The sequence below is a fragment of the Paraburkholderia sp. RL17-373-BIF-A genome, assembly GCF_046030175.1.
In the GTDB taxonomy this organism is placed as follows: Bacteria; Pseudomonadota; Gammaproteobacteria; order Burkholderiales; family Burkholderiaceae; genus Paraburkholderia.
This window is the reverse complement of the sequence record NZ_JARESO010000110.1, coordinates 1-12,316: the sequence shown is the minus strand read 5'-3', so window position 1 is coordinate 12,316 and position 12,316 is coordinate 1. Positions and strand designations below refer to the sequence as shown.

The 12,316-nt window shown below is 59.3% G+C and carries 7 protein-coding genes and 2 pseudogenes; 7 read left to right on the top strand and 2 right to left on the bottom strand.

Features of this window, described 5'->3' with window-relative positions:
* Positions 1-72: 72 nt before the first annotated feature.
* Entirely contained in the window at positions 73-483 is a 411-nt protein-coding gene (locus P0D80_RS47220; protein ID WP_408294905.1) for a response regulator transcription factor, read from the bottom strand.
* Between the two features lie 681 nt (positions 484-1,164).
* Here P0D80_RS47220 and P0D80_RS47215 point away from each other — a divergent pair.
* From P0D80_RS47215 to P0D80_RS47185, 7 genes and pseudogenes are all read left to right on the top strand, one after another.
* The gene (locus tag P0D80_RS47215; protein WP_408294902.1) at positions 1,165-1,629 is read left to right on the top strand and encodes a hypothetical protein; all 465 of its coding nucleotides are present in this window, start codon (positions 1,165-1,167) and stop codon (positions 1,627-1,629) included.
* Between the two features lie 112 nt (positions 1,630-1,741).
* Positions 1,742-2,125 carry a VOC family protein gene (locus P0D80_RS47210; RefSeq protein ID WP_408181271.1) on the top strand — a complete coding sequence of 128 codons (384 nt, stop codon included), beginning with the start codon at positions 1,742-1,744 and terminating at the stop codon, positions 2,123-2,125.
* A 791-nt stretch (positions 2,126-2,916) separates the two neighbouring features.
* Positions 2,917-3,687 carry a protein-L-isoaspartate(D-aspartate) O-methyltransferase gene (locus tag P0D80_RS47205; protein WP_408294912.1) on the top strand — a complete coding sequence of 257 codons (771 nt, stop codon included), beginning with the start codon at positions 2,917-2,919 and terminating at the stop codon, positions 3,685-3,687.
* A 108-nt stretch (positions 3,688-3,795) separates the two neighbouring features.
* Positions 3,796-6,297, top strand: a complete 2,502-nt coding sequence (locus tag P0D80_RS47200) for a spermine/spermidine synthase domain-containing protein (RefSeq protein WP_408294908.1) — start codon at positions 3,796-3,798, stop codon at positions 6,295-6,297.
* 506 nt (positions 6,298-6,803) lie between these two features.
* Positions 6,804-7,795: pseudogene (locus P0D80_RS47195) on the top strand (IS110 family RNA-guided transposase).
* Positions 7,796-10,105: 2,310 nt separating this feature from the next.
* A complete protein-coding gene (locus tag P0D80_RS47190; protein ID WP_408181270.1) occupies positions 10,106-10,309 on the top strand; it encodes a cold-shock protein in 204 nt (67 codons plus the stop codon).
* An 82-nt stretch (positions 10,310-10,391) separates the two neighbouring features.
* Positions 10,392-11,330 (top strand): annotated as a pseudogene (locus tag P0D80_RS47185) (IS481 family transposase); the annotation flags it as partial.
* 134 nt (positions 11,331-11,464) lie between these two features.
* Here P0D80_RS47185 and P0D80_RS47180 read toward each other — a convergent pair.
* The gene (locus P0D80_RS47180; RefSeq protein WP_408181269.1) at positions 11,465-11,863 is read right to left on the bottom strand and encodes a response regulator; all 399 of its coding nucleotides are present in this window, start codon (positions 11,861-11,863) and stop codon (positions 11,465-11,467) included.
* Positions 11,864-12,316 lie beyond the last annotated feature (453 nt).

Here is a 12,316-nt window from a genome sequence, read left to right as displayed (position 1 = left end):
ACCGTAGTCGGACCCTTTTCGGACGGCCGCCATCTGGGCATGTATGGTTGGATTAAGCCTTGAACCGGACATTCAGCCCCAACTGGGCGAAGAGCTTTTTGGGAGTACGGGTAGCTCTAGCGCTTTTTCCACAGCCCCAATCAATGCGACGCCGTCCAACGGCTTTTTCAGGTAGCCTGGAGCACCTATAGCGAAAGCCTTATTGCGAACGGCCGGATCGTCGTGCCCGGTCATGAAGATGATGGGCACGCCAGTCGGGGCCAGACGGCGCAGCAGCTCCAACCCGTCGACCCCTGGCATCTGGAAGTCCACGATCACGCAGGCGGAGTGGCACGAAGCTCCCGACGACAGCGTGCTCAGAAATGCCTCGCCACTTGGAAAAGTCTCCGCCTCTACCCCGAAAGAGTGCAGCACACGCTTGAGGGCACGGCGAACTGATTCGTCATCGTCGACCACCGCTACGATTCGATTGAAGTTGACCATTTAACGTCGCGATAGCCGATTGTATGTTATCGACGGCGAGTTGGGATCGGGCTATTCCGTGATGGGCCCGCTTGAAGCGCAGGTACTCTTGCCGGACATCTTGCAGAAGATGGCAGATACCTTGCGCTGCCAACTCGCGAAAAATCTGCAGTAACTAGCGGTCTCCCCGCGGCCAATGCTAACGTAGCGGCCTTTCGGGTTAGGGCAGCGACGGTCGCTTCATGACCGACTACTGCCAGATACCCACTAACGTCACCAGGTGGTCGAGCGCTATTGTGCAAGGCCCCGAGAGGGGATAAGGGGATAAGACCGCGAGACATTGCCAGTGGCCGCGAAGCTCTTTCTCCGTATCGATGTGCCGCTGGTCATCGCCGGCATAAAGACAGACGCTCGTTGTCTTGCTGCCCTCACGCAGAGTGAAAAGCTGCCATCCGGACTAACTACCGTTCCGATGCAATATCCGCGGCACCATTCCACGTTGGCGCTCACCACTGCATGGTTTCCTGACGCATCCCACTTCAGTTCATATTGCCGCCGTGTCGAGGCCCCGGAACATCGCAGCGGTCTGGACCACCGGCACGTGAAGTTGTATCGTTTAAAGAGGGGAGCGGAAACGTCTGCTGAAATTCCGCGCTGGAACGGCACGAGTTGTTTTCATCACATTGCGAGGCCAAGGGATTGATGGCACGCACACTGACAGTCGGACGGCGGATTCTTTGGCTGCTCGTGCTCTGCATTGCCGCGACATGTCTGGCAACTGGTGCAGCGCTGCTGTTCGAGTTGTCGGTCGTCAGCCGCGCGGTGAGCGAATTCAGTCAGGACGAGACACGGGAACGGGCGCGCATCGCCCATGGTGGGCAGGTTACGCTCGATGAGCGCCTTAATCCGGCCTACCTGAAACGCTACGATCTGGACCCAGGCCAATACACGGACAGTCAGGGCCATTTTTCACCAACGGGCGCCGACTGGCAGCGATGGAGGCTTCGAACCAAAGCGGCCGCGACGGTAATGTGGCTTGGCCACGATCCGCCAGGCACATGGTGGACGCTACTGCAGATCAAATGTGTCGATCGGTTTCCCGAAGCCCACGCCGATAGCGAGCCGATCGTCGACGTCGCCGATGCATGCCTCGGTCAGCCGCACTGATTGGCGCAACGTTCAGCGGTTGCGCGAGGGACGGCGTGCGGGTTGGGCGATGATGCCGGCCGGCACCGTGAACAGGCACTGTCACGCGAGCGGCGAAAGGAGAGCAGCGAACATGAGCATCACGCTTAATCACACTATCGTGTACGCGCGGAACAGGGATGCATCGGCGGCATTTCTCGCAGAAATACTCGGACTTCCCGAGCCGAAGCCATTCGGCCCGTTCCTTGCCGTGCAACTGGATAACGGCGTCACGCTGGACTTCTACAGCGATGATCATCAAACGCGGCCGGAACACTATGCGTTTCTGGTGAGCGAGACCGAGTTCGATTGCATTCTTGCGCGAATACAGAGCCGCGGATTGCCCTACTGGGCGGATCCCTCTCACCGCCGGCAGGGCGAGATCAATACGAACGATGGCGGTCGAGGCACGTATTTCGAAGATCCGAGCGGCCACAATCTCGAGATCATCACGCAGCCGTACGGCAGCGGCGCATAAGGAATGCAGTCGGCGTCCAATCCGGACCGGGCAAGCGTGTTCGGCAGGATTGGCCTACGGAGAAGCCGAGGGATTTCTCGGCTTCGCGCGCTGGTCGCTGATCGCACGTTGATCGAGCCCTGGTGTTCTCACGACAGTCAGCACGCGAGACCCACTCCGGCCGGTCGCGCGAGACCACCAATCGGCCGCTATTGGACCGACACACGACGTTTGCGACAAACGCATTGGTTCTCCGCTGTTCGGTCCTTATAGCGGCCATTGGCCACATTGCCGGAGAAGCGACGCTGGCATGGTAGAGCGGGACTCGTGCTAGGACTGGGCAGGCGTGCTCAACACGCATTTCTGGTTCGACCTCGCTCGCGATGTCGGATCGCGCGCACGTCCTTCCCAATACCAACACGTTCGGGCCGCGGCAGGCGACGCATCTCCCATTCGTCGGGCCAAACACGATACGCCTGGCAGTGGCAACGGTAGCTCTCGTCAAATCAACAACTTACGCTTGGCATGGACATGGAACAAGCTGCACCCATGCTGCCCCGCAAAAGATGCAAGGCTCAAAGCGGAAGACCCAGATACTTTCCGCCGGATCCCGATCTGGTGTCGAGCTCAGTACTGCCGGCTGGGCAACGCGGGATGAGTTACACAGGACGTGCGGCTGCGCCATGGTACTTCAATCACTCAGCGCGGAGGATGCGGACGTTTGCTAGTTCGGAAATGGCGAGAGGCCGGCCTGATGCATGACAGGCCGCCGGACGTGTTTGACGCGAAGCCAGCCCGCGCATGAGCGTAGAATTACAGTAGGTCAGGCAACAGGGACCATTGTGAAACCGATGACGCGCTGGCTGCGCATCCTGATTCCAGCAATTGCATTGGTGTGGCTGTATTCCGGTGTTCACGCCGCCGACGATTTTGCGCTACGCCGGGCGAGAATGGTCAAGGAGATCGCAGCACTGACTGCTGACACCCGCACCGAAACCGGCAGGCATGCCATCGATGCGCGCGTCATGGCGGCCATGGAACAGGTGCCTCGCCACAAATTTGTTCCGCCCGAGCAGGCGCACAACGCATACGAGAACAGGCCGCTTCCCATCGGCTATGGCCAGACAATCTCGCAGCCTTACATTGTTGCCCTGATGACCGACCTGATGGTGATTAAGCCTACCGATATCGTGCTCGAGGTCGGCACCGGCTCCGGCTACCAGGCGGCGATCCTGGCAGGTCTGGCACGAGCGGTATATTCGATCGAGATCGTCGAACCCTTGGGCATGCAGGCGCAGGAGCGCCTGCAACGGCTCGCCTACAAGCAAGTGGAAACCAAGGTGGGCGACGGCTATTACGGGTGGGAAGCCCACGCGCCCTACGACGCCATCATCGTCACCGCCGCTGCCAGCCATGTCCCTCCCCCCCTCGTGCGGCAATTGAAGCCGGGCGGCAGAATGGTTATTCCGGTGGGCGCGCAGTTTCTGACCCAGTACCTGCTGCTGATCGAAAAATCGGACGACGGAACGATTTCCACCAAACAGATCTTGCCCGTCAGATTCGTGCCATTGGCCGGGCACTGATTCAGGGATGAGGTGTGAGAGAGCAAATGGACATGGCGATCCCGTGCGCCTGCCTTGTCTCTGGTCGAGCGCATCCTTCATGCCGCATCCATTCCCATTCACGCGATCATGCCCACTGCGCCTTTGCTCGCCCTCTCCCTGCTCTCGGCCGCAGCGCTCGGCTACGAGATCCTGTTGATGCGCCTGTTTTCCATCATCCTTTGGCACCACTTCGCCTATATGATGATCAGTGTCGCCCTGCTGGGATACGGTGCAGCCGGTGCGACGGTGGCGTTAGCGCAGCGCTGGCTAGCGCCCAGGTTTACGGCCGTGTTCGCTGGCGGCGCCAGTCTGTTCGGCGTTTCCGCGGTCGCCTCTTTCGCGCTTGCCCAGCGCGTCGCGTTCAACCCCCTGGAGATTCTGTGGGATCCGCAGCAGCCGCTGCGCCTGCTGCTGATTTATCTGCTCCTGTTCGTCCCTTTCTTCTGCGCCGCGACCAGTGTCTGTCTCACCTTCACACGGTTCAATGATCAGATTCCCCGCATTTACAGTTTTGATATTGTGGGAGCCGGATTAGGCAGCCTCGCCATCATCGTTGCGCTATTTGTCCTTGCTCCGCTGGATGCGCTTCGCCTCCTGGGCGGTGTGGGTCTGGCGGCAGCGGCGCTGGCATGCATCGAGTGTCGCTGGCATCGAAACTGGTTGCCGGTGCTGTTGGTGGGAGCCGCGGCCATTTCGCTGACCATCCTGCCACGCGACTGGGTCGCTCTACGGCCGTCCGAGTACAAGGAATTGAGCCAGACACTGCGCATCAAAGACGCACACGTGATCGCTGAAAGCTCGAGCCCACTGGGTCTCATCACGGTAGTGGAAAGCCCTTTGATTCCTTTCCGCCACGCACCGGGGCTGAGCCTCAACGCGACCATGGAGCCGCCGCCACAGTTGGGAGTGTTTACTGATGGTGACGGGCTCTCCGCGCTCAATCGCTATGACGGACAGCGCGAGTCACTCAGTTATCTGGACTACCTCACCTCCGCCCTTCCCTACCACATGCTGGAGCGCCCCAGAGTCTTGGTACTTGGCAGCGGCGCCGGGGCCGATGTGTTGCAGGCGCTTTACCACCAGGCGAGCGCAATCGACGCGGTGGAACTGAATCCGCAGGTGATCGACGCGGTGGAAGGCCGCTTTGCCGACTTCTCCGGCAAGCCTTACAGCGCACCCAACGTTCACGTCTTTACCGGCGAAGCGCGCAGCTTCATCGCTGGGCACGGCGAGCGCTATGATCTCATCCAGGTCGCGCTGCTGGATTCGTTCAGCGCCACGTCGGCCGGTCTTTACGCGCTTTCCGAGAGCTATTTGTACACGGTGCAGGCGTTCCAGGATTATCTTCGCCATCTCAACCCAGGCGGCATGCTGGCGATTACGCGCTGGGTCACGCTGCCGCCACGCGACATCCTGAAATTGTTTGCGACGGGGATGCTGGCCATGGAGGGCGTCGGTGTGGCGCAACCCTCCCGCCGGCTCGTGCTGATCCGCGGCTGGAAGACTACGACGCTGCTGGTCAAGAACGGAGAGTTCAGTGGCGTGGAAATCGTCGCACTGCGGAACTTCTGCCGTGCGCGCTCATTCGACGTCGGATACTACCCCGGGATGCACGCCGCGGAAGCGAATCGCTACAACGTGCTTGAAACGCCATACTTCTTCGAAGCCGCGCAAGCCTTGCTGAGCCCCGATCGCGACAAGTTCTGGGCACGCTACAAGTTCGATGTTCGACCCGCCACGGACGACAAGCCGTACTTCTTTCACTTCTTCAAATGGCGTTCGCTGCCCGAACTCCTCGCCTTGAAGGAGCAAGGCGGGTTGCCTTTGCTGGAATGGGGCTACCCGGTGCTGATTGCGACCCTGCTTCAGGCCACATTGGCAGCTTTGATATTGATCCTCTTTCCGCTCTGGATGATAAGGCGCCGCCAACGCCTGGCTCACAGCTCGCCATCGTCAACGACAACCCTTGTCGACAACGCCGCTGCATCAGCGGCCTTATCCGGGCGGCGAGTTGCTATCTATTTCCTCGCGATTGGTTTCGCCTTCATGTTCGTCGAAATCGCGTTTATCCAGAAGTTCATCCTGTTCTTGAGTCACCCGCTCTATGCTGTTGCGGTGGTGCTATGCGCGTTCCTCTCGTTTGCCGGACTGGGAAGCCGATATTCGCAGCGCCTGCAAGGGGGCGGAGCGCACCTACCCAGCCCCGCGCCAGGGTCGCGCTGGAATAGAGGTCGCCCGTCCCTGCTGACAAGGGCCGTCTTCGCGATCTCCCTTATCTCCCTGCTCTACCTGGCCATCCTCCCCACTCTGTTCCGACTGCTGATTTCCCTGCCCGATCCAGCCAGGATCGCTATCTCCGCGCTGCTCGTCGCACCGCTCGCGTTTGCGATGGGAATGCCCTTCCCACTGGGACTCGGGCGCGTTGGCGCCAGCGCCGAAGCGCTGGTGCCCTGGGCGTGGGGCATCAACGCCTGTGCTTCCGTAGTGGCTGCAGTTCTGGCAACGGTGTTGGCGATCCATCTTGGATTTACCGCAGTGGTAGTGATAGCACTCTTGCTCTATGTCGCGGCGGCGGCCGTTTGTCCCTAATTCCGCTCTGAACGGGCCTAACCCGATGTCGACCGGGCCGCTGCCAAAGCCGCGCATGCGACCAAACTCCACAGCCGTCGGCGTAGCCAACGGCGCTCCGTCCCTGGCCAAAATTCAATCGACCCTCTGGGCCGCGCATCACGCGTCAGACCGTAGCCGACCGAGATGGAATGGACACCGCCCTCCCTTGTATCTTGAAGATCATGATTTTTATTCTTCATGATGTGAGGCTGTGGAGCTTGTGGACGAAGGTGGGCGCGGTGGGCAACGTGTAACGTTGTCCACGGTAAGCTCACCGTTGCGCCGTAGGCGCATCGTCCACAAATCCACAGCCTGTCGTTAATTTTTTTGTTGTTGATGTCGGTTTGGCAAAGCTCGTGCAGCCTGATCTCCTCCCTGGGGTTTGCAAGCCCGTCCCGAAGCACATGGCGCACGAGCCGAGCCGAGCCGCTCATCGAAAGCCCGAACAGTTGCCTGAACTTAGTTCGCATAAGCAAGGATGGGAAATGACGAGCCTGCCAGATTCGACTTCCACACCAGTCACGATTGGCATTGACGTGGCGAAAACCGCGCTGGACATTGCGATTGGCCTGAATGCGCCGCCACTGAGTCTGACGAACAACGCCGAGGGCTTCGATACGTTACTGGGCCAGTTGGCGACGCGTAAGGTCGCACTGATTGTGATGGAAGCCACGGGTGGTCTTGAAACGGCTGCGGCCGCTGTATTGCAGGCCGCGGGTTTTGCGGTGGCGGTCATCAATCCCCGACGGGCACGAGATTTTGCGCGAGCGATGGGACAACTGGCGAAGACCGATCGCATCGATGCACGCATCCTCGCGCAGCTCGGCGAAGTCATTGAACGCAGTCCGGAACGCGACAAGTTCGTCAAACCGCTGCCGACCGCAGAGCAGCAGGCCCTGGCGGCCCTGGTCACGCGCCGTCGTCAACTGATCGCCATACTTGTCGCCGAGCGCAACCGGCTGGCTCAGTCGCCTGCTGCAATCCGGCAAAGCATTGACACCATCATCGAAGCGCTGACTAAAGAACTCGATCGCATCGGCTGTGACATGGCCGGACACGTGCAGGCGAACTTCGCCGATCTGTCGGCGCTGCTCGTTAGCTTAAAGGGAGTTGGCAAGACAACGATTTCCACCTGATCTGCGAGGTTCCCGAACTTAGCAGACTGTCTCGCCGCGAGATCAGCGCGCTGATTGGTGTCGCACCGATCAACCGCGACTCCGGCCACATGAGAGGAAAGCGCACGATCTTCGGTGGCCGCAGCAGCGTGCGGCATGTGCTCTACGTGGCGGCACTGTCCGCGACTCGCTTTAACCCTATCATCAAGATCTTCTATGACCGTCTCGTCGCGGCGGGTAAACCAACGAAGGTCGCCATCGTCGCCTGCATGCGCAAGCTCCTGAGCATCCTCAACGCAATGGTCAAAGCAGGAGCGCCCTGGAATGCATCGCTTTATCAGTCGGATCGCGAAAACGCTTGACGTTCAACACAGTTGCTTCGGGGACGCAGGGTGCGACAGTAGTGCCGAGGCCCTCCAGAACCGAACGGCATCAACGGTGCGCTCGATTAAACGCGAGACTCGCCGACTCCTGCGTTCGCGCTGCATGCCCCTCCACCAACACAACACCTCCGCTGGTCTGCCGACCCAACGGACAATGAGCTCCTTGGAACTTGCATGAAATCAGGGGGAACCGCATTTCCTCCGGCCTTAACAGCGGGGTCGCCCTGTAACCCTCGTCCCGCCTACGTTCGGTCAGCCGGGAGATGAGTCGACAGGTCGCCTGAGAGCAGGACATCGAGTCCTTCGGGCGTCCCTCGGTTCCCGCATGCGGCAGCGAGTCGCGAGTTGCACTAGTCGAAAGCTGTCGATTCCAAGTCTCACCCACGTGCGCCTTGAGCGATATTGACTCAGTGTGCAACCCGCTGTTATCGCGTCGGTGCCAACGCACGACGTGGCCTACACACCATGCCCGAGTCAGCGCGTAGAACGCCACTACCATCGTGACAAGGAGCCTTCGTACTACTGGCCGTTTTCCCTTGAGCCGCCCGGTCCACTGTTGACGTCGCTGTTCGCGCCGCTACGCGTGCCCCTATTTAGACCATTGGTCTTGCCGCTATTGGAACGCTCCGTCGCAGGATTACTGCGCGCCGCGCGGACGCCACCACCCGGGACGTCGGGAGAACCGTAGCCCGTCTCATTCGGGGCTTTCATCGAACCGGCGCCGACGCCGGGTGTCGGGAGCCCGCCAGCGCTGCCACCCGCTTGTGCGTATGTAATTGCCGACAGTGCCATCGCGAGAGTCGAAGCGAAAAACGTCCTGGTTATATGTTTCATGGCTCACCTCCATGCAAGCGTCTGCCGCTCACATGAATAGGCGCCGCAAGGGATGTGCCTCGTGTCGCTGAAACTTCGCCGTTGCCAAGGCAAACGGGCCACGAAATCGGCACGACGCTCACGCAATGCCCGACGCTCCGCCGCGTTCTGCATTGCAGCGGGCCGCTCGTAGGCTCTCGGCTCTCGTGGTTTTCTGTTATGGATTGGCGCGTGCTGCGTGCGAGTTGGCCCATCATTTCGGTGGCCCAATTTCCATGTACCACACGTGAAAAATCGCGATGGAGGTTTTCCGGCTTACCCGTTGACCAGGAAATTGGCCGTGCTCTCATGCTCTCAATTGGGAATTCAAGCTAAGGTTCGCTCAGTTTGCCTTCCAGCACCCGTTGGCGCTCACTTTCCGATAGCCCGGTTGCTGAAGCGTACCGGCACTCTGCAGCCCCCGAAATTTACCCTTCGCACCGCTAACTTCCCGCAGGCCGTTGAAAGCAGAACGCGGCTCGCCCTGCTAAGGCGGGCGCGCTCATCCTTACGCGATTGAATCCGAGGCCGGCAGCGCGACTGACCTAATACCCCACGACTTCCAGAAGCATGCGCAACGCCTCCGATGAACCCTGGACCGGCTCAAGGGCGCAGCCCTGGCCGAATGGACTTGCGAGCGACTTCCTTTTCCAGCTACACGCCCTGATAGATCATATAAATGTGATGCCTGCTTCGGAGCGGCAGGCGTTTTCGAATTGACGGGTAAACCCGGTTTATTCAGGAGTGGTGTTTCCTGTATCGTTTTCCTTACGTTTAGAAAGCCATACTAAACATCTGACTAATAGCCCTGTTGGCAAAGGGCCGGACGCACGTTGTGCGCAACATGCCGTTAGTCAGAAAAGCTATATAACTGAGAGAAAACATTGTGAAAATTGCCGCCAAAGCAGGCGCCTGGGTGAGCCCCTACACGCCTCATAACCTTGACACTGCAATTACGCATCTTGAGCGAGTCCTGTGCGCGGACGGTGCCGATTCGCTGTTCGCACAGACTTACTGGCGCGGTCGGGTTCTTCAGGCGTACGCAACGCCCGGACTCTTGCGACGGCAACAGGAACGGCTGCAACGACTGCTTGACCGGCTCGCCAGCGCTCCCGCAGATTCCAGACGTCGGATGCAGGCCGCCCGAGAATGCTCGCTCCACTTGGCGGGCGTCCGATGGGCGCAGGCCTAGAACGGCTGACTTGCGTCACACAAGCAGATGACGGGGCTGCATGTCTTCGGGTCGGACAGAACCATCGCAGCAGGCATGCTTTGCAAACCGAATAACGATTCGCAAGCCCAGACACTGTTTTCCCCGGAAACAGGAAATAGCTTTTCCCACACGCGTCCGCACGCGTGCAACGACGCATGCAGCGCAACTTTTTGAATTTTCAACACCGGGTCAATGACTCTTTTTAACTTCCTTGGAATCAGATAATGCAGACGGGCAAAGTGAAGTGGTTCAACGATGCAAAGGGCTTCGGTTTCATCTCGCCGGACGATGGTGGCGAAGACCTGTTTGCCCATTTTTCCGAAGTGAAGTCGGAAGGCTTCAAGTCTCTTAGCGACGGGCAAAAGGTCAGCTTCGAGGTCAAGCTGGGACCAAAGGGCAAGCAGGCAGCAAATATCCAGGCGCTCTAGGAACATGCCGCAAGACATCGTTTCAACTAGAATGAAGCGATGGACCGCGAGAATGTGACTCGATCACGTTGGGTGCTGATGTATCACGAGACCGACACTTCGTAAATGGTTACGACGCTACCGGGATGCTGGAGAAGAAGGCCTGCGCTCTCAAAGTCGCCGCCCTCTCAACAGTCCAAACCGAAAGGTTTCCGAAGCTGATCGGGCGACGATTCTCCGGCTGCGTGCAGAGCGCAAGGGAGCACGCCGGATTCAGAACGAGTTACGGCTACATGAACAAAGAGAACTGTCCCTCGCGACCATTCACAATGTTCTGACCAAGGCGTCTGTGAAGCCGTTAGTGCGTCCCAGGCGGCCGGCAAATCCCAAACGCTCTAGCCGCCCGGTTCCCGGAGATCGAGTCCAGATGGACACGATGAAGATCGCGCGAGGCGTCTATCAATACACGGCCATCGACGACTGCTCGCGCTTCCGCGTACTGACTGTCTATCCACGCAGCAACGCCCGTAATACGCCGCTTTTTCTTGATCGCGTCATCGAGGATGATGCCATTTCCGATCCAGCGTATCCAGACTGATAGGGGCGGCGAGTTCTTCGCCGAATCAGTGCAGCGACGTCTGATGAGCGAGTGCATCAAATTCCGGCCGATCCGCCGCGCTCCCCACACCTCAATGGCAAGGTTGAACGTTCACAGCTTACTGACCTGAACGAGTACTGGTCCCACCACGCCCCGACCGAGGACGAGATTGACCGGCGAATTGACGAGTGGCAGTTCGACTACAACCGGCGCCGTCCGCACGGCTCACTCGGTGGCAAGACGCCCGTCGACCGCATCGCAGAAGTGGGCGAAATCACACCTCTCGCGGAGCAGGTGGAAAGCGCCTACGACGGGCTGAAAAAGAGAATCCTGCATCGCGAATGGCGAGTTGACAAGACCCTTGCCGAACATCATTGGCGCGCCAAGAAAACGGCATTCATGAAACTGAAACGATGTCTGCGAATCGCACACTTAAACGGTTGACTGTACGTGAAGCGGGGCACGGCGTCACGAGCTCGGTGAGCAGCGGTAGCTCGCCGCAGTGCTGCGGCTCCCTGTTCGGCGAACGACATACTTGACGCAGGTCCTCGTTCTGTGGTCGCGCAACCCGGAGCCGATTAGTGCGAGGGAGCCGTAGTGCACAGGCTCCTCACGATGAGAGCGAGCTCAGATGGAGAGGTACCTTTCCGGCAGTACCCGTCCAAGCTCTTGCTGGCCGGATTTGCCATAACAAATCGTTTATCAGCGCACGTGTAAGCCAATATGAAAGGACTAGGAGCCGGAGCACAATGTTTCATTGCCTCTGCGGTTTCGAAACCGTCGCGCTGAGGCATCCAGATGTCTAGGAGAACTACGTCCGGAAACCAGTTCTTGATTGTTTCCAAAGCGTCGCCGCATCCGCCAGCAACGTGGGCTTCCATGCCATCTAGTGAGAGATACGGCGCAGTAGCAATAGCGGCGCCGCGATAGTCGTCGACGACTAGAACACGGGCGCACCAGCCCGACGGGCTTCGCACTGGTTACACACGAGGGAAGTCAACATGCGGGCCTTCCCTTAGCTAGGTTTTTTCGCTTTGCCCGGCCATCTCGAGAAGTCTGGATAAAACGAGGCCCAGGTCAGCGTCAAATTTACTGGCGAGATGATTGTTGGGCATAACAATTCCTCAGATAAGAGGCAGCGTGCCGGACTCCGAAAAGTCTACAGCTATGGAGCGCGCCTTATGCGTACTCGCATTGCGGCGGACGTGAACCCAGCCCACCAACCATTGCCCGAGGGCTTCCCGTACGCACTCGCGCCACGCCTGGACGGCGGGCGAGCCGGTGCAGGCGACGCAACAGTACCGTCACTGGAAAAGGCTTACGGAGAAAGCCGAACACCTTGATGTGAGGCCGTCTTCGCGCGTCCGATGTGAGGATGACGGGTACTGACGCGAGTCCAGGGGTAAGCGGCTCGCGCCGGCCGTTGTGGA